Source organism: Actinophytocola sp. (assembly GCF_009379765.1).
Classification (GTDB): Bacteria; Actinomycetota; Actinomycetes; order Mycobacteriales; family Pseudonocardiaceae; genus Actinophytocola.
Window position 1 is genome coordinate 1 of the sequence record NZ_WHTD01000015.1, and the last position, 17,553, is coordinate 17,553.

The 17,553-nt window shown below is 69.7% G+C and carries 17 protein-coding genes and 4 tRNA genes; 10 read left to right on the top strand and 11 right to left on the bottom strand.

The features are described 5' to 3' along the window. Positions 1-91: 91 nt before the first annotated feature. From GEV28_RS06600 to GEV28_RS06610, 3 genes are all read right to left on the bottom strand, one after another. Positions 92-604: a helix-turn-helix domain-containing protein gene (locus GEV28_RS06600; protein WP_291409664.1), complete on the bottom strand. Its 513-nt coding sequence runs from the start codon at positions 602-604 to the stop codon at positions 92-94. A 48-nt stretch (positions 605-652) separates the two neighbouring features. Then, the gene (locus GEV28_RS42175; RefSeq protein ID WP_367115044.1) at positions 653-826 is read right to left on the bottom strand and encodes a hypothetical protein; all 174 of its coding nucleotides are present in this window, start codon (positions 824-826) and stop codon (positions 653-655) included. A gap of 155 nt (positions 827-981) precedes the next feature. Next, entirely contained in the window at positions 982-1,494 is a 513-nt protein-coding gene (locus tag GEV28_RS06610) for a hypothetical protein (RefSeq protein ID WP_291409666.1), read from the bottom strand. Positions 1,495-2,059: 565 nt separating this feature from the next. On the opposite strand from GEV28_RS06610, the gene GEV28_RS06615 reads away from it, so the two are divergent. Further along, positions 2,060-2,554, top strand: a complete 495-nt coding sequence (locus tag GEV28_RS06615; RefSeq protein ID WP_367115045.1) for a hypothetical protein — start codon at positions 2,060-2,062, stop codon at positions 2,552-2,554. A gap of 50 nt (positions 2,555-2,604) precedes the next feature. Here GEV28_RS06615 and GEV28_RS06620 read toward each other — a convergent pair. The 5 genes from GEV28_RS06620 to GEV28_RS06640 form a co-directional block, all read right to left on the bottom strand. Continuing rightward, positions 2,605-2,679: transfer RNA gene (locus tag GEV28_RS06620), tRNA-Val, on the bottom strand. Position 2,680: 1 nt separating this feature from the next. Then, positions 2,681-2,752: transfer RNA gene (locus GEV28_RS06625), tRNA-Cys, on the bottom strand. 85 nt (positions 2,753-2,837) lie between these two features. After that, positions 2,838-2,910 (bottom strand) — tRNA-Gly (locus tag GEV28_RS06630). Between the two features lie 103 nt (positions 2,911-3,013). Next, positions 3,014-3,439 (bottom strand): SsgA family sporulation/cell division regulator, encoded by a 426-nt coding sequence (locus GEV28_RS06635; RefSeq protein WP_075123646.1) that lies wholly within the window; start codon positions 3,437-3,439, stop codon positions 3,014-3,016. 334 nt (positions 3,440-3,773) lie between these two features. Next, positions 3,774-3,845, bottom strand: a tRNA-Val gene (locus GEV28_RS06640). Between the two features lie 68 nt (positions 3,846-3,913). Here GEV28_RS06640 and GEV28_RS06645 point away from each other — a divergent pair. Further along, positions 3,914-4,885 carry a hypothetical protein gene (locus GEV28_RS06645; protein WP_291409671.1) on the top strand — a complete coding sequence of 324 codons (972 nt, stop codon included), beginning with the start codon at positions 3,914-3,916 and terminating at the stop codon, positions 4,883-4,885. A gap of 86 nt (positions 4,886-4,971) precedes the next feature. On the opposite strand, the gene GEV28_RS06650 is transcribed toward GEV28_RS06645, so the two are convergent. Then, positions 4,972-6,318 carry a hypothetical protein gene (locus tag GEV28_RS06650; RefSeq protein ID WP_291409674.1) on the bottom strand — a complete coding sequence of 449 codons (1,347 nt, stop codon included), beginning with the start codon at positions 6,316-6,318 and terminating at the stop codon, positions 4,972-4,974. Between the two features lie 184 nt (positions 6,319-6,502). Between GEV28_RS06650 and GEV28_RS06655 the strand changes: the two genes are divergently transcribed. The 3 genes from GEV28_RS06655 (at position 6,503) to GEV28_RS06665 (ending at position 10,074) form a co-directional block, all read left to right on the top strand. Further along, positions 6,503-7,195, top strand: coding sequence for a DUF305 domain-containing protein (locus GEV28_RS06655; RefSeq protein ID WP_291409676.1), 693 nt, complete (start codon positions 6,503-6,505; stop codon positions 7,193-7,195). Between the two features lie 90 nt (positions 7,196-7,285). Further along, positions 7,286-9,331 carry a threonine--tRNA ligase gene (gene thrS / locus GEV28_RS06660; protein WP_291409678.1) on the top strand — a complete coding sequence of 682 codons (2,046 nt, stop codon included), beginning with the start codon at positions 7,286-7,288 and terminating at the stop codon, positions 9,329-9,331. 185 nt (positions 9,332-9,516) lie between these two features. Further along, positions 9,517-10,074, top strand: coding sequence for an HIT domain-containing protein (locus GEV28_RS06665; protein WP_291409680.1), 558 nt, complete (start codon positions 9,517-9,519; stop codon positions 10,072-10,074). Between the two features lie 85 nt (positions 10,075-10,159). Here the strand turns inward: GEV28_RS06665 and GEV28_RS06670 are convergent, their stop codons facing one another. Beyond that, positions 10,160-10,729, bottom strand: a complete 570-nt coding sequence (locus tag GEV28_RS06670) for a YceI family protein (protein WP_291409682.1) — start codon at positions 10,727-10,729, stop codon at positions 10,160-10,162. Between the two features lie 101 nt (positions 10,730-10,830). Here GEV28_RS06670 and GEV28_RS06675 point away from each other — a divergent pair, with 101 nt between their 5' ends. From GEV28_RS06675 to GEV28_RS06695, 5 genes are read left to right on the top strand one after another with little or no spacing between them, the layout of a single operon-like run. Then, entirely contained in the window at positions 10,831-11,325 is a 495-nt protein-coding gene (locus GEV28_RS06675; RefSeq protein WP_291409684.1) for a MarR family transcriptional regulator, read from the top strand. Between the two features lie 47 nt (positions 11,326-11,372). Further along, positions 11,373-12,062: a phosphatidylinositol phosphate synthase gene (gene pgsA / locus GEV28_RS06680; RefSeq protein WP_291409798.1), complete on the top strand. Its 690-nt coding sequence runs from the start codon at positions 11,373-11,375 to the stop codon at positions 12,060-12,062. Continuing rightward, positions 12,059-13,012, top strand: a complete 954-nt coding sequence (locus tag GEV28_RS06685) for a phosphatidylinositol mannoside acyltransferase (RefSeq protein ID WP_291409686.1) — start codon at positions 12,059-12,061, stop codon at positions 13,010-13,012. Before pgsA ends, GEV28_RS06685 begins: the two co-directional genes overlap by 4 nt. Further along, positions 13,009-14,139, top strand: coding sequence for a glycosyltransferase family 4 protein (locus tag GEV28_RS06690; protein WP_291409688.1), 1,131 nt, complete (start codon positions 13,009-13,011; stop codon positions 14,137-14,139). The genes GEV28_RS06685 and GEV28_RS06690 overlap by 4 nt, the downstream gene beginning before the upstream one ends. 44 nt (positions 14,140-14,183) lie before the next feature. After that, positions 14,184-15,215, top strand: a complete 1,032-nt coding sequence (locus GEV28_RS06695; RefSeq protein WP_291409690.1) for an NUDIX domain-containing protein — start codon at positions 14,184-14,186, stop codon at positions 15,213-15,215. Positions 15,216-15,425: 210 nt separating this feature from the next. Here GEV28_RS06695 and GEV28_RS06700 read toward each other — a convergent pair whose 3' ends face one another. Further along, the gene (locus GEV28_RS06700; protein WP_291409692.1) at positions 15,426-17,552 is read right to left on the bottom strand and encodes an elongation factor G-like protein EF-G2; all 2,127 of its coding nucleotides are present in this window, start codon (positions 17,550-17,552) and stop codon (positions 15,426-15,428) included. Between the last annotated feature and the right edge of the window lies 1 nt (position 17,553).

The window sequence follows — 17,553 nt, forward strand, 5'->3', positions numbered from 1 at the left end:
CCGGAGCTCACCGTTCTCCGCAACAAGATCCTCATAGGACGGACGCCGACCGGTGAACACCACACCATGATCCACACACCAGCACCCAAGATCAAGTCACCACGCCGCGCAGGTCAGGACCTACCCGTGAATGGACACGTTTGAAAGTGTCAGTAAGGTGCGGCTTGAGCTGGAATTTACGCCAGATCCGGCCGACGGCCGATTTCGACAAGCCACTGCGCTTCGCCATCGACGAGCGAGACCAGTGTGTCGCGTCCTTCGGGGTTTCCTCCAGCGTTGCCACCACAACTGCTTCCACGTCATCGACCCCGATCACCGGCGGACGGCCGGGTCGTGGTTCATCGACCAGCCCATCCAGACGCCGAGCCAGGAACCGCCGCCGCCATTTGCGGACCGTGTCCGCGGACACGCCCAATTCTTTCGCAACACCCACCACCGGTGGGACATCGTCGCGCGCACACGCCAGCACGATTCGGGACCGCAACGCCAATGCCTGCGCCGACTTCCGTCGCCGCACCCACCTCTCCAACGTGGATCGCTCCTCATCGGCGAGGACCACCGGCTCAAGCTTCGGGCCCCGGCGACCCGCCACAACATCAGACATGCCACCAGAGTCTAACTGACGACAAATTAACGACGCGGGACACTAGGACTACGCCGACTCGACGGTGGCCACTATCTTCGCGACGTTCTCCACAGTGTTGAACGCGGCGGTGCGCGCGCACATGATCCCGGCGAACCCCTGCTCGGGTGTGCGTGTGACCTCTGGCGAGTTCAGCACCGAGCACCTCGTCGCGAGCCCCGTGCAGGCGCTGCGCGCGGCCATGCGCCTTCACACGTCTGGGCTCGGCCTCAGCGGATTCACCCCGTGCCTGCTCGATGTCTACACCGGCGCACGTTGGGGCGAACTCGTCGGGCAGCAGCGGCATGAATACGACAGCGAGCGGCGGGCGATCGCTGTCCGCGAGCCACTCAAGGAAGTCAACGGCATGACGCCCATCGCGGTTGCCGGGCTCTGGTCGCCTCCGCCACCACGCCCGCGAGGGTGGCGCCCACCCCTTGCATCGTGAGCAGGGTTGACGCGTGCAGGCCAAGGGCCTGGCGCTGAGTTCTTCCGGAACGAGGGCCAGCAGTCGCTGCTGGAGCAGCAATGTGGCCGCGAAGCCCACGGGCCGAGGCCGACCACGCAGGCGATCGCCGCCGCCACAGGAAGTCCTGGTTGCGCGACTGCGGTGCAGGGTCCGAACAGGACAGCCAGCCCGGCGAGCGTGCGGGAAGCCGATCCGCGGCCGACAGGAGGACGAGCGCGCCGGTCACCTGCGCCAGCGACGGCCCAAACATCACGAACGCGGCGAGGAACGGCGACCCGGTGTCGGCGTAGCCGAGGGTGGCCAGCGCCGGCCCCGTCATCGTCGACGCCGTGACCTGGAAGGTGCTGGTGACGAAGAGGGGCCGGTACTCCGGTGCCCGGAACAGCTCGCGGTAGGTGCGCACGGCATGATCGCGGCCGGGCGGCTTACAGTTTCGCCGGGAGGCGAAACATGGGCTGGTGGCCGGTCAGCACGGACACGCTCGCGACGAACCGGTTCGTCGTCTCACCGCTCAGCGAGACCTTCGCGCGCCTGTCCACACTGTGACACAGGGTCCGATCGCACCCCGGTGAACGGTCCTGGTTGGACGGACATCTGCCGGCGTTCCGGCGTGGGCTCAGCGAAGACCCGGTGACCGCGCGGACTGGATGGAGAAGATATGGAGGTAACACCGGGTTGCGGTGCGATCTGATTCGGCGCAATAGAGGTAAATAGGGACCTCTGATCTGCTTGATTCTGCGAAGTCGCAGGCGTTCCTGCGCATGGGGGGGAGGAGATGGCGCGGCTGTTCCTGCTCGACGCACTGTGGCGCCAGCTGAGTCTGCGCCCTGAGATGTCCCGCCCGGCCGACGTCCCAGACCTCGATTTCGCCGACGCGATGGATCCCGCGTCAGTCCGGTGGAGGGCGTTGCCGCAGCAGGTTGACCAGGCCGGGGAGGTCCTCGCGGGTGACGCCCAGCTTGCTGTAGATGTGGTTGTTCTACGAGCTGCTCCTGGACAGCCATCCGGGACCGTTCGTGATGTGCACCACAGAGGGGCGGCCGTGGCGCCGGTCCAACTTCCGGCAGCGGTTCTGGCGGCCGGCGTGGGATGGCACCGATCCGGACAACCCCTACAGCCCAGAGCACACGCCGCCGATCCTGCCGTGGTTCACCTTCAACGAAGGCCGCCATACCCACGCGACCTGGCTGGCCGAGGACGGGATCCCGGAAGTCGCCCGACGGGCCCGGCTGGGACAGAAGATGAAAGGCATGGCCCGGGTCTACGACCATGTGACACCTGTCATGCGCCAGCAGATCCTCGAAGCCCTGGAAGCCCGGTGGCTGGGGTCGGTGGGATCACTGACAGCCCGCGAACGATCCGAGGTGCTGGCGTGGTTTCCGCACCTGCGACCGGTGCTGGCGAGGATGGGCATCGCCCCCGCGCGGGAGGCGATCTCCATGTCTTCTCCATTTGATCACTGAGGCCGCGCCTTCGTGATCCGAAGACAGGGCCTCTGAACTGCGCAAACAGGTGGTGGGCGATACTGGGATTGAACCAGTGACCCCTACCGTGTCAAGGTAGTGCTCTCCCACTGAGCTAATCGCCCGAGGCGGAGGCGGGAATCGAACCCGCGTACAGGGCTTTGCAGGCCCTTGCCTAAGCCACTCGGCCACTCCGCCGTCGCCCGAGCGAGATTGGGGCTCCGGCTCGGACCCGAGGGGCCGTGTCGCTGGATTCGGCCTGTGGGAGGCCGACCCCTCTTCGAGCGGACGACGGGATTCGAACCCGCGACCCTCACCTTGGCAAGGTGATGCGCTACCAGCTGCGCCACGTCCGCAAATCCACGCTGTTCCAGGAAGTTCCGGTCCCCCGTGGTGTGAGCGAAACTCTATCCGACCCGTCGACCGGGTTTCAAACCGGGGCTGCCGCCCGGTGAACCGTCAGGTCAGGTCGGTGGAGATCAAGTGTGTGAGGGCCTCGTCGACATCCACCCAGAGGTGCTCGTTGCCGGGCACCACGACGTCGTACGTGCGGTCCAGGAAGTCCGCCAGCTCCTGCGCCGAGGCCTCGAACACGGCGTGGCCGGACGGGCTGCTCAGCTCGATGACGACCACCTCGGGATCGTCGACGGCCGGCCTGATTCGAACGTCTCCGTTGCCCGCCTCGGCGATGAGGCCGTCGGCCAGCAGGTCGCGGGCGAACACCCACTCGACCCAACCTGCGCGGCCGGTGCGAAAGGCCGCGACAACCGCGTACGGATCGCGCGTGTCGTAGCGCAGCTCGACCTTCACGGGCACCGCGGGAGTCCGCGGGGCCAGGAGGTCGAACACCGCTGTCGAACGGAGCGTCACGTGATCGTTGCGCATCGTCGCTACCCTTCTCTCCCTTCCCAGCCCCAAGAACGACTGAGTCCATACCGTGTGACGGTCGGAGGGCCCCTTTCGGTCACCGGATGGTCGTACTTCACCCATCTGGGTCAGAAGTACAGCACAGCGCACCTGGGTCGCGACTCTCCGTGAGAAGCGCTCTCTGCCACCACCCATACTGGCAAGGGTTGGTCGCATCCCGGTAGCGTCGTAGCCCGAATGTTGCTCGTGCCATCCGGCAACTTACCGCAGCGATGGCGTTTCGGAACGGCCGGAAGTAGGAGACACGCGAAAAGCCCCCACGGCACCACACCATGAGGGCTTTTCGAATACGTGGGCGATACTGGGATCGAACCAGCGACCTTTCCGGTGTGAGCGGAACGCTCTCCCGCTGAGCTAATCGCCCCTCGCGACGAGAGAACTGTACCGGGCCGGTTACCGGCTTGCGAAGCGGGTTGGCCGTAGGATCGCGCGATGCGATCACCTGGGGTCATGCGAGCCGTCGTCGCCGCTGCCGTACTCCTCGCGAGCGGATGCTCGGGCGGCGACGGCCCCGGTTGGGTCGCTTCGGCCATCCCCGGGCTCCTCGGTGCGCTCGGCAAGGCGACGGCCACCGACACGAACCGGACCTACGTCGAGTACGGCGACCTCGCCCAGGTGCGGGCGCTGACGGACCGGGACGAGGACCGGTTCCAGGGCATCAGCGGATACGGCTACGGCGTTCTGGCCCCCATGACGGTCGTGATCTCCGAGGAGCTGGGCTTCGATCCGCGGGCGATGGACGAGGCCCTGACCGTCGGCCGGCCACCGGACTGGGCCGGCGTCTTCTGGGGCGACTACGACGTCGCCGAGCTGGACCAGGAGCTCGAAGGCCGGGACATCCCGTCCGAGAAGTCCGGCGACGGCACCCGGTGGACGAGCGCGGACGACCGGGAGATCAACTTCGAGGGCCCGCTCGCGGGCATCGCCCGCACCAGCGAGCTCAACAACATCCGCACCGCCGACGGCTCGCTCGCCTACGCCCCCACCCGCGCCGGCCTCGGCTGGGTCACCGACCCGGGCGCCGACACGCTGGCCGACGACGAGAGCCTGCGCGCGCTCGCCGGCTGTCTCGGCGGCGTGACCGTCGCGGTGCTCAGCCGGCCGGAGGGCGACGTCACGGCCTACGCGGCGGGCGTCCGGGCGCCCTCGGCCGACGACGTCACCGACGTGGCCTGTCTGGCCCCCGACGGCGACGCGGACGCGCTTCGGGACCACGTCGAGCGCGAGCTGCGGGACGGCACCACGCCTTCGAGCCGGCAGCCGTGGTCCGAGCTCCTGCCCGCTGCCGAGGTCGACGTGGTCGACGGCGTGGTGCGCATCGAGGCCACGCCGGGCGCGGACAGCCCCGTGGGCATGGTGATGCGGATGCTCGTCACCAACGACCTCGCGGCGCTGGCGGGCTGACCGGACCGGGTGAACGGCGGCCGCACCCCGGACGGCGGCGGGCCCCGCGACAGCGTGTCGCTGGGCCCGCCGTCGTGGTGCGTTGCTCAGCGGCCGAAGTGGCCCTGGGTCTGCACGTTCAGCTCGTCGTACCGGACGTGCTTGGCCGGGTCGGTCCGCCGGTCGTTGATCCGGAGGACGTCCAGGCCCTTGCCGAGGTCGGACGAGTAGATGTAGCCGTTGTAGTAGTACGCCGACCAGGTACCGCCGCTGGTCTCCGGGTCCGCGGCCGGGCCGCGCTCCCAGAAGCCGATCTTCTTCGGGTGCGAGGAGTCGGTGAAGTCCCACACCTGCACGCCGCCCATGTACCAGGACTGGACCATGATGTCCTTGCCCTTGACCGGGATCAGCGAGCCGTTGTGCGCGACGCAGTTCTCCTCGTCCGTCTGGTAGCGGTCGATCTTGAAGTAGCTCTTGAACACGAGCCTGCGGTGGTCGCCCCGGCCCGCGATGTCGTAGATGCCGTCGGCACCGCGCTCCTCGCCGATCTCCGCGTTGCAGGTGGCCGCGCCGCCGCCGCCGAGCTCGTCGGTGAAGATCACCTTCGTGCCGGCGTTGTTGAACGTGGCCGAGTGCCAGAACGCGAAGTTCTGGTCGTCCTGCACCCGGTTGATCTCCCGCGGAGCGGTCCGGTCGGAGATGTCGAACAGCACGCCGTCACCCATGCAGGCGCCCGCGGCCAGGTCCTTCTCCGGGTACACGGTGATGTCGTGGCAACCGGTTGTGGCCGAGGTCCGGTCCGGGTAGTCCAGATCGGGCTCGCCGGCGTTGCCGCCGTCCGGGAACAGCGTCGGAGTGGCGACGACCCTGGCCGCGGTCGGGTGGCGCAGCGGGACCTCGATGATCGAGATCTTGTCGTGCGGGGGCTGGCAGCCCGAGATCGTCTCCGACGGGCCGTAGGACGACACGTACAGGTAGGCGACCTTGCCCCGCTTGTCCGGCACCAGCGTGTGGGTGTGCGATCCGCACGCCGTGGCCACCGACTTGATGTAGCGCGGTGCCCGCTTGTCGCTGATGTCGAAGATCTTCATGCCCTCCCAGTACGGCTGGCTGCCGTCGTTCTGGGTGGTCGAGGCGCACGAGTCGTCGCTGCGCCGCGAGTCCGTGGACAGGAACAGCAGGTTCCCCTTGACCGAGACGTCGTTCTGCGAGCCGGGGCAGAGCACCTGGCTCACGATCGTGGTCTTCTTGGGCTGCTTGATGTCGTAGATGGTGAAGCCCAGGTAGTTGCCGACGAACGCGTACCGCCCTTGGAACGCGATGTCGGTTCCCGTGCCACCGACCAGCGGCGCGGTCGGTGGGAGGTAGGCCACCTGCTCCATGTTGGGGCTGCTGACGATCTCGTCGGCGCCCGGGAAGTCCTGTGCCGCGACCGAGGGCACGCCGGCCGTCATGGCCGCCGCGACGGCGGCCGCGCCGATCGCCGCGGTTGACGCACGTCTACGCCACCCTCGCAGGGTCGATCTCACCACAAGTACCCCTCTCGTTACGGTCTGGAGTATCCATTATGACCAGGTTCGTCGGGAATAAACTAGCTTCGATCGACGGGCAATTCGGCAGATGGGAACACGATTACCCATGACTCGGACAAGCCGGACACATGGTCTGGACCTGTCGGCCCGAACGCGGTTCCGCGCCGTGCTCGGCGTGCTGCTCGCGGCGGGCGGGCTCGTCGCGTGTACCGCGGAGGAGCCGCCCCCGCCGACCAACTCCGCGCCCGTGATCGTGCCGGGCAGGCCGGGGGAGGAGGCCAGCACGATCCCGCCGGGGGAGGCGACGCCGGTCGAGGAGGAGGCACCCAACGACGCCGACGTGACGTTCGTGCAGGACATGATCCTCCATCACGCGCAGGCACTCGAGATGACCGCGCTCGTCCCCGACCGCGCCGGCCGTGACGATGTCAAGGGCATCGCCGACCGCATCGCCGACACCCAGCAGCCCGAGATCGACATGATGAACCGGTGGCTCGAGCGCTACGACAAGCCGGTGGTCGTGCCGGACGAGCACGGCGGCCACGGTGGTGCGACGGAGCACTCGGACATGCCGGGCATGGCGTCCGAGGAGCAGCTGCAGGTGTTGCGCGACACCGGTGGCGAGTCGTTCGAGACGCTGTTCCTGCAGCTCATGGTCGCCCACCACCAGGGAGCGCTCACGATGGTCGAGGGAATCCGCAAGGCCGGGGTGAACGTCCGGGTGCAGGAGATCGCCGACGACGTGGCGGTCACCCAGACCGACGAGATCCACCGCATGCAAGGGATGCTCGCCGCCTGACCGCGCGGGGGAAACCCGCAGGCCAAGCGCCGGGGTGGCTCGATAGCATCTGGTCTGTCCCCAGACAAGACGCAACCCCGAGGAGCAGCCGTGTCCCAGCCCCGTCCGCCAGCCGCCGAACCCGCGCCACGCGTGGTGGTGCCGGCCGGCACCACGGCGGGCACCGCGGTCCGGGAGGCCGGGCTGCCAGGCAAGGGGCCGGACGCCGTCGTCGTGGTCCGAGACGTCGACGGCCGGCTGCGCGACCTGTCCTGGGTCCCGGACGCGGACGCGCGGGTCGAGGCCGTCGCGGCCGACACCGACGACGGCCGCGCGGTGATCCGGCACTCGACCGCGCACGTGCTCGCCCAGGCCGTGCAGCAGCAGTTCCCCGAGGCCAAGCTGGGCATCGGCCCGCCGGTCCGGGACGGCTTCTACTACGACTTCGACGTCGAGCGCCCGTTCACCCCGGAGGACCTGCAGGCGCTCGAGAAGCGCATGAAGCAGATCGTCAAGTCCTCCCAGCGGTTCTCCCGCCGGGTGCTGGACTCGGTCGAGGCCGCCAAGAAGGAGCTGGCGGGCGAGCCGTACAAGCTCGAGCTGGTGGACGTCAAGTCCGATGTGGACAGCCAGGTCGACACGGCGGAGGTGATGGAGGTCGACAGCTCTGCCTCGGGTGAGCTGACCATCTATGACAACCTCGACCCGCGCAGCGGCGAGCAGGTCTGGGGCGACCTGTGCCGCGGCCCGCACCTGCCGACCACCAAGCACATCCCGGCGTTCAAGCTCACCCGGGTCGCCGCGGCGTACTGGCGGGGGAGTGAGAAGAACCCGCAGCTGCAGCGGATCTACGGCACCGCGTGGGAGTCGCAGGAGGCGCTGGACGCCTACCTGGAGCGGGTCGCCGAGGCCGAGCGGCGCGACCACCGCAAGCTGGGTGCCGAGCTCGACCTGTTCTCCTTCCCCGACGAGATCGGCTCCGGCCTGCCGGTGTTCCACCCGAAGGGCGGGATCATCCGGCGGGAGCTGGAGAACTACTCACGCCGCCGGCACGAGGAGTCCGGCTACGAGTTCGTGAACACCCCGCACATCGCCAAGGGCGGGCTGTTCCACACCTCGGGCCACCTGCCGTACTACGCGGAGACGATGTTTCCGCCGTTGCAGTTCGACGGCGAGGACTACTACCTCAAGGCCATGAACTGCCCGATGCACCACCTGATCTTCCGGTCCCGCGGGCGGTCCTACCGCGAGCTGCCGCTGCGGCTGTTCGAGTTCGGCACCGTCTACCGGTACGAGAAGTCCGGCGTGGTGCACGGGCTGACCAGGGTGCGCGGGCTCACCATGGACGACTCGCACATCTACTGCACCCCGGAGCAGGCGCCGGGTGAGCTGCGGTCGCTGCTGACCTTCGTGCTCGAGCTGCTCGCCGACTACGGCCTGTCCGACTTCTACCTCGAGCTGTCCACCAAGGGCGACACCGGCAAGTTCATCGGCGAGGACGAGGAGTGGGCGCAGGCCACCGAGACGCTGCGCCAGGCCGCGCTCGACTCGGGCCTCGAGCTGGTGCCGGACCCGGGTGGCGCGGCCTACTACGGGCCGAAGATCTCGGTACAGGTCAAGGACGCGATCGGCCGTTCGTGGCAGATGTCGACCATCCAGGTCGACTTCAACCACCCGAAGCGGTTCGAGCTGGCCTACACGGCCCAGGACGGGTCGCGCCAGCAGCCGGTGGTGCTCCACCGCGCGCTGTTCGGGTCGATCGAGCGGTTCTTCGGGGTGCTCACCGAGCACTACGCGGGCGCGTTCCCGGCGTGGCTCGCGCCGGTGCAGGTCGTCGGCATCCCGATCGCCGACGAGCACGTCGACCACCTGACGAAGGTCGCCGCCCGGCTGCGTGCCAACGGCGTGCGCGTCGAGGTCGACGAGTCTGACGACCGGATGCAGAAGAAGATCCGCAACCACACCACCCAGAAGGTGCCGTTCATGCTGCTGGCCGGCGGCAAGGACGTCGAGGCGGGCGCGGTGTCGTTCCGGTTCCGGGACGGCAGCCAGGTCAACGGGGTGCCGGTGGACCGCGCCGTGGAGATCATCACCGACTGGATCGGACGGCGGTCCAACGAGTCGCCGTCGGCGTCGGCTATCGAGGTCGAACACTAGGATCGGCCCATGACACCCCCTGTGTCAACGTCAGCTGGTCGAGCAGCCGGGAACCCGTACGAACCGGGTTCTTGCGAACCGCACCCAAGGGGAACGGGACGCGACCCAGCCACCGGTACGCGCCGTGCTGAACGGCATCAATGCATCGTGACCCCACGGGTTAATTCCGGGGAGGCGGTCTGCGCATGACCGGTGCCGATCAGCCAGAGCTCGTCGAGCAGGAGGGCGTCGGTATCCCCGACGCTCTCCAGCGGCTGTGGACTCCGCACCGGATGGCGTACATCAGGGGCCAGCACAAGCCGGTGGGCGATGACGTCGACGGCTGCCCGTTCTGCGCCCTGATCGCGCTGGACGACGCCGACGCGCTGATCGTCGCCCGCGGATCGCTGGTGTACGGGGTGCTGAACCTGTACCCGTACAACCCGGGTCACCTGATGGTGGTGCCGTACCGGCACGTGGCGGACTACCCGGAGTTGACCGCCGCCGAGACGGTGGAGCTGGCCGAGTTCACCCAGCGGGCGATGACCGTGGCGCGCTCGGTGTCGGCCCCGCACGGGTTCAACATCGGGATGAACCAGGGCGTGATCGCCGGCGCGGGGATCGCGGCGCACCTGCACCAGCACGTCGTGCCGCGCTGGGGCGGCGACTCGAACTTCATGCCGGTGGTCGGCCACACGAAGGTGCTGCCGCAGCTGCTGGGGGAGACGCGGGCCCTGCTGGCGAAGGCGTGGGACGAGGCCTGATACACCGCGAGCCCGACGTTCCTGAACGTCGGACTCACGGGTTCTGAGCGTTGGACTCGCGGTACCTGAGCGTTGGACTCGCGGGTCAGGCGGACTCGGGCTGGCGGAGGACGGCCTCGACCTCGATGTGGATGTCGATCTTGTCGGCGACGACGGCGATGCCGTTCTGGACGCCGTCGAAGTTGACGTTGAAGTCCTTGCGGTTGATCTGCGCGGTGGCCGAGAAGCCGGCGCGGGTGCCGCCCCACGGGTCGGCGCCGAAGCCGTTGAGCTCGAAGGTCAGCGGCACGGTCCTGGTGACGCCCTTCAAGGTGAGCTCGCCGTCGAGGACGAAGCTGTCACCGTCGCGGCGGGCGCCGACGGCCTTGTAGATCATCTCGGGGTGGGTCTCGACCTCGAAGAAGTCCGCGGAGCGCAGGTGGTCGTCGCGCTGCTTGTTGTTCGTGCTGATCGAGCTCAGGTCGATCGCGATGGTCACGCCGGACTCGAGCGGGTTCTCGGCGGTCACGATCTCCCCCTTGACCTCGTCGAACCGCCCGCGGACCTTCGTGACCACCATATGGCGGACGACGAAGCCGACGTCGGTGTGCGCCGGGTCGATGTCCCAGGTGCCGGCGATGTAGCCGGGGATGTCGAGGGCGGTTGCACTGCTCATGTGAAGATCCTCCGTGGAGATGGTTGAACAATCAGTTGTTGAGCGATCAACCGACACCATACGCCTCCATGATTGAGAGTTCAACCAGTACACTGGGTGGTATGTCCGAGACCCGGTGGCTGACCGACCGCGAGCAGCTGATCTGGCGGTCCTTCATGACGGCGTTCCACGGGCTGACCGACCAGTTGGCGCGGCAGCTGCAGCGGGACTCCGGCATGCCGTACACGTACTACGAGATCCTCGTGGCGCTCTCCGAGGCGCCCGACCGGACCCTGCGGATGAGCGACCTCGCCAACCTGCGTGGTTCGTCACGCAGCCGACTCTCCCACGCGGTCGCCCGCCTGGAGGAGGCCGGCTGGGTCCAGCGGCGCGACTGCCCCACCGACAAGCGCGGCGCGTTCGCGTTCCTCACCGACAGGGGCTTCGCCGCGCTGGAGGCGGCCGCACCCGGCCACGTCACCGAGGTCCGCGAGCAGCTGTTCGACAAGCTCACGCCGGAACAGGTGGCGCAGCTCGGCGAGATCAGCGAGGCGATCCTGCACGGGGTCGACGCGACGTCGCTGCCGTGCTGCCCGGATCTCACCGGCGACCGTTAGGCTGCCTGGGCACCCGTTTCCGCCCCGTGATGAGGCTCGTCGGACTCATGCTGAACATCTTCGCCCGAGCCTCGGTCTCGCGCGTCACCGATCCGATCGGTGCGTGGCTCGTGCGCATGGGGCTCACGCCCAACGCGATGACGCTCGTCGGCACCGCGGGCGCGGTCGGGTTCGCACTGTGGCTCTTCCCCACCGGACACCTGGTCGCCGGCACCCTCACGGTGTGGGGCTTCGTGATGCTCGACCTGCTCGACGGCGCGATGGCCAGGGCCCGCGGGGGCGGCACCAAGTTCGGCGCGGTGCTCGACTCCACGTGCGACCGGATCGCCGACGGCGCGCTCATGGCGGCGATCAGCTGGTACGCGTTCGAGGTCGCCGAGTCGCCGTCGCTCGCCGCGGCCGCACTGATCTGCCTGGTCCTCGGCCAGGTCATCTCCTACGTCAAGGCCCGCGCCGAGGCCGCCGGGCTGTCGGCCGACGTCGGCCTGGTGGAGCGCGCCGAGCGGCTGATCATCGCGCTCGCCGGCACCGGGCTCACCGGCTTCGGCATCCCCCACGCGGTGGACGTCGCGCTGTGGCTGCTCGTGGCCGGCTCGGTGATCACGGTTGTGCAGCGCCTCGTCGCGGTGCGACGCTCGGCCACCGCAGAGACCACCGCAGAGACCGGCGCAGAGACCGGCGCGGGGACCGGCGAGGCCGCCGATGAGCCGACAAACATCCCGGAGGCAGGCGAATGACCGATCTCGGAGAACGGCTCCAGGGCGCGGCGTACGCGGCCGGGTGGAACGTGGTGCGCGCGCTGCCGGAGTCGCTCGCCCGGGCCGGGTTCCGGGCGGGTGCCGACCTCGCCGCCAGGCGGGGTGGTTCCGGCGTGGCGCAGCTGCGTCGCAACTACGCCCGGGTCGTGCCCCAGGCCGGCCCGGCCGAGCTCGACGCGCTGGTCCGCGACGGCGTCCGGTCCTACGCGCGGTACTGGATGGAGACCTTCCGGCTGGCCGGCATGGACCACCGGGAGATCTACCGCAAGGTCGACGAGGTGATGGTCGGCAAGCCGCAGGTCGACGCCGCGCTCGAGCGCGGCAAGGGGTTGGTCCTCGCGCTGCCGCACACCGGCAACTTCGACGTCTCCGGCGTCTGGCTCGTCGGCCACTGCGGCCCGTTCACCACCGTGGCCGAGCGGCTCAAGCCCGAGTCGGTCTACCAGCGCTTCCTGGCCCATCGCGAGTCGCTCGGCTTCGAGATCGTGCCGACCACCGGCGGCGACCGGGCGCCGTACCGGGTGCTGATGGAACGACTGCGGGAGAACAAGATCGTCTGCCTGCCGGCGGACCGGGACCTGTCCAGGCGCGGCATCCCGGTGAGCTTCTTCGGCGAGCAGACCCGGATGCCGGCCGGTCCCGCGCGGCTCGCGGCGATCACCGGCGCGGAGCTCGGGATCGTCGACAACTCGTTCACCGAGGACGGCTGGGGCCTGCGGATCCACACGCCGATCCGGGTGCACGGGCGCGACGAGGTGCAGGCCGCGACCCAGCGGATGGCCGACGGGTTCGCCGCGGACATCGCGGCCAACCCGGTCGACTGGCACATGATGCAGAAGCTGTGGCTCGCCGACCTGTCCGAGGAACGCCGCGACTCGCTGGCCGGGCCCGCGGCCGACGAACCGGAGGAGGCGCGGGAGTCCCGGTGAGGATCGGCGTCGTGTGCCCGTACTCCTTCGACGTTCCCGGAGGGGTGCAGGGCCATGTCGTCGACCTGGCCAAGGCGCTGGGCAAGCTCGGGCACCAGGTGGACGTGCTCGCGCCGGCCGACGAGGACACACCGCTGCCCGAGTTCGTCCGGCCGACCGGGCGCGCGCTCGGCATCCCCTACAACGGCTCGGTGGCCCGGCTGTCGTTCGGCCCGGTGTCCTACGCCCGGGTGCGCAAGTGGATCCACTCGCACGACTTCGACGTGCTGCACCTGCACGAGCCGACCGCGCCGAGCCTGTCGATGCTCGCGCTGATGCTCGCCGACGGACCGATCGTCGCCACGTTTCACACGTCGACGTCGCGGTCCCGCACGCTGTCGGCGTTCCAGGTGGTGCTGAAGCCGTTCCTCGAGAAGATCACCGCGCGGATCGCCGTGTCCGCGCTCGCCCGGCGGGTGCAGGTCGAGCACCTCGGCGGCGACGCGGTGGAGATCCCCAACGGGGTGGACGTCGAGTTCTTCGACCAGGCCGAGCCGCTGCCCGGTTACCCACGCGAGGGCGGCACGATCGGCTTCGTCGGCCGGTTCACCGAGCCCCGCAAGGGGATGCCGGTACTGCTCGACGCGCTGCGCATGCTGGTGCCGGACTTCCCGGGGCTGCGCCTGGTCGTGGTCGGCGGCGGCGACCAGGCCGAGCTGCGCCGGCAGGCCGGGCTACCGCTCGCCGACCGGCTGGAGCTGCTGGGCCAGGCCGACGACGAGGTCAAGGCCCGCATGCTCAGCAGCGTCGACGTGTACTGCGCGCCCAACACCGGCGGCGAGAGCTTCGGGATGATCCTCACCGAGGCGATGGCCGCGGGCGCGGCGGTGGTCGGCAGCGACCTGGACGCGTTCCGCCGGGTGCTCGACGACGGGCGGGCCGGGGTGCTCTTCCCGGTGGGGGACCCGGCTGGGTTGGCCGCGGCGCTGCGCGGCATGCTGACCGAGCCGCGGCGGCGCGAGTCGTTCGTGGCGGACGCGCGGCAGCGGGTGGCGGCCTACGACTGGTCGGTGGTGGCCGGTCAGGTGTTGCGGGTGTACGAGCAGGCGATCGCCGCGGATCCACGGCATGTGGTCGAGTCCGGATGAGGAGTCCGGGGCGGAGCTGCTGAGCGAAGCGAACAGGAGACACAGTGAGCACGGGTCTGTTGATCACGTTGCTGGCCGTGGCGCTCGGGGTGGCGCTGGTACTGGGGTTGTGGTTGGCCGCCACGGCGAACCGGCTGGACCGGTTGCACGTGCGGACCGACGCGGCGTGGGCGGCGCTGGACGCCGCCCTCGCGCGGCGCGCGGTGGTGGCGCGGGCGGTGGCGGCGGCGGCCGCGCTGGACGGCGTCGACGCGGACAAGCTGCGCGCGGTGGCCGAGCGGGCCGAGCAGATGGAGCGGTCCGAGCGCGAGGAGGCGGAGAACGCCCTCTCGCTGCAGCTCGCCGCGGTCGACCGGGGCCGGCTTCCGCTGGCGCTGACCGCGGAGCTGCTCGACGCCGAGCAGCGGCTGGTGATCGCGCGGCGGGTGCACAACGACGCCGTGCGGGACACGCTGGGGCAGCGCAGGCGGCGGGTGGTGCGCTGGTTGAAGCTCGCCGGCACCGCGGCGCAGCCGGAGTACTTCGAGATCGTCGAGCCCGCGCTCTCCGGCGAGCCCGGCGCCGCGCCGCTGCCCCGGCCGTCTGCACGGGTCCTGCTGCTGGACCGCGACCGGCGGGTGCTGCTGTTCAACGGGCACGACCCGGGCCGGCCGGACACCCGCTGGTGGTTCACCGTCGGTGGCGGGGTCGAGCAGGGCGAGGACCTGCGCTCGGCGGCGTTGCGCGAGCTGACCGAGGAGACCGGCATCGAGCTGGCCGAGCAGGACCTGGTGGGCCCGATGTGGCGGCGCCGCGTGGTGTTCAGCTTCGACGGCCGCACCTACGACGGCGAGGAGTGGTTCTTCCTCGCCGACCTGTCGGGCAGTGTCAACGGGACTGGGGCGAACGAGGTCGAGATCCGCATCGACACGTCCGGCTTCACCGACGTGGAGCACAACACGGTGGACGGTCACCGCTGGTGGAGCGTGGACGAGCTGCGCACCACCGAGGAGACGGTGTACCCGGTGCAGCTCCCCACCCTCCTCCCGGAGCTCCTGCGGTCCACATGGGACGGAACGGTCCGCGCGGTCCGCTGAACCCCGCGAGTCCCCCACTCCGGAGTGGGGGACTCGCGGGGTCGGTTAGGCCATGTCTCGCGGATCTTGGATCGTGGTATTCGCGCCCAGATGCCCCCTGGCCGCGTTGTCGAAAGGCCCGAATACAACCCGGTATGAGCGACCTTCCGCCGCCTTGCCAGGAGCCATCTGGATCACGAATCCCATCGACCAAGATCCACGAGACACGTCCTAGGTGACCTGGGCGACCAGGTTCTCCGGTAGCGGGTCGAACCGGATGAAGTGGCGGGTGAAGGTCGCCGAGCCGGAGGTCATCGAGCGGAGGTCGATGGCATACCGCAGCAGCGACTTCGCGGGGACCTCGGCGCGGACGACGCTGTAGCCGGCCACCTCGTCCGCCTCCGTGCCCAGTACCCGGCCACGGCGGCTGGACAGGTCGCCCAGCACCGTGCCGAGATGGTCGTCCGGCAGCCGGACCGCCACCTCGTCCACCGGTTCCAGCAGCGAGATCCGGCCGTTGGCCGCCGCGTCCTTCAGGCCCATCGAGCCGGCCATCTGGAAGGCCGCGTCGGAGGAGTCGACGCTGTGCGCCTTGCCGTCGAACAAGGTCACCCGGATGTCCACCACCGGGTAGCCGGCCGACAGGCCCTTCTCCAGCTGGGCGCGCACGCCCTTCTCCACCGACGAGATGAACTGGTGCGGCACCGAGCCGCCGACCACCTTGTCGACGAACTCGAACCCGCCGCCGACCGGCAGCGGCTCGACGTCGATGTCGCACACCGCGTACTGGCCGTGCCCGCCGGACTGCTTGACGTGCCGTCCCTTCCCGCGCGCCTTGCCGGCGAACGTCTCGCGCAGCGCCACCTTCACCGACTCGGTGTCGACGTCGGCGCCACCGGCCCGCAGCCGGGCGAGCACCACGTCCGCGTGCGCCTCGCCCATGCACCACAGCACGAGCTGGTGGGTCTCGGCGTTGCGTTCCAGCCGCAGCGTCGGGTCCCCGGCGACGAGCCGGGCGAGGTTGCGGGACAACGCGTCCTCGTCGCTGCGGGTCTTGGCCACGACCGCCACCGGCAGCAGCGGCTCCGGCATCGTCCACGGGCGCATCACCAGCGGCTTGTCCGGGCTGGACACCGTGTCGCCGGTCTCCGCCGAGCCGAGCTTGGTGAGCGCGCAGATGTCACCGGCGACGCAGTGGGTGACCTCGCGCAGGTTCGACCCCAGCGGTGAGTAGATGTGCGCCACCCGCTCGTCGACGTCGTGGTCCTCGTGGCCGCGGTCGGACATGCCGTGCCCGGAGATGTGCACCGGCCGCTCCGGGCGCAGCGTCCCGGAGAACACCCGCACCAGCGACACCCGGCCCACGTAGGAGTCGATCGCCGTGCGCACGACCTCGGCCACGAGCGGGCCGTCGGGGTCGGCGGACAGCGAGTTCCTGCCCGAACCGTGCACGTCGCTGACGTCCGGCACGGGGTGCTCGAGCGGGGACGGGAACGCGCCGGTGAGCGCCTCGAGGAGCTCGGCGAGCCCGACGCCGGTGGTGGCGCAGACCGGGATCACCGGGTGGAACGACCCGCGCGCCACCGCGGTCTCGAGGTCGGAGATCAGCGTGCCGGTCTCGATCTCCTCGCCCTCGAGGTAGCGGTCCATGAGGGACTCGTCCTCGCTCTCGGCGATGATGCCCTCGATGAGCTCGTTGCGGGCGTCCGCCATGAGCTCGAGGTCGCCATCGTCCGGCTCGCCGACCGACGGCGGGTAGCCGTTCGAGTAGTCGAGGAACCGGCGGGTGATCAGCCCGAGCAGGCCTTGTTTGCCCCCGGTCGCCGGCAGGTAGAGCGGCAGCACCCCGGCGCCGAACGCCTCCTGGCAGGCGGCCATCTCGGCCGCCGCGTCCGCGCGCTGGTGGTCCAGCCGGGCGATCACGACCGCGCGCGGCATCTTCACCGCGGCGCACTCCTCCCACAGCGCGATGGTGGCCGGGTCGACGCCCTCGGCCGCGCACACCACGAAGAGCGCGGCGTCGGCCGCGCGCAGACCCGCCCGGACCTCGCCGACGAAGTCCGCGTATCCGGGGGTGTCGATCAGGTTGATCTTGACGTCGCCGTGCACCAGCGGTGCCACCGAGAGCCCGACCGAGCGCTGTTGCCGCTGCGCGGCCGGATCGTGGTCGCAGACCGTGGTGCCTTCGGTGACCGTGCCCGCCCTGCTGATCACCCCCGCCGCGGTGAGCAGTGCTTCGGTGAGCGTGGTCTTCCCGGAGCCCGAAGGCCCGACGAGAACGATGTTCCGTACTTTGGCGGGGTCGTCTACAGCGACCGCGGCTCCGCCGTCACCGTTGTCCGTGTGCTTGCTCGCCATG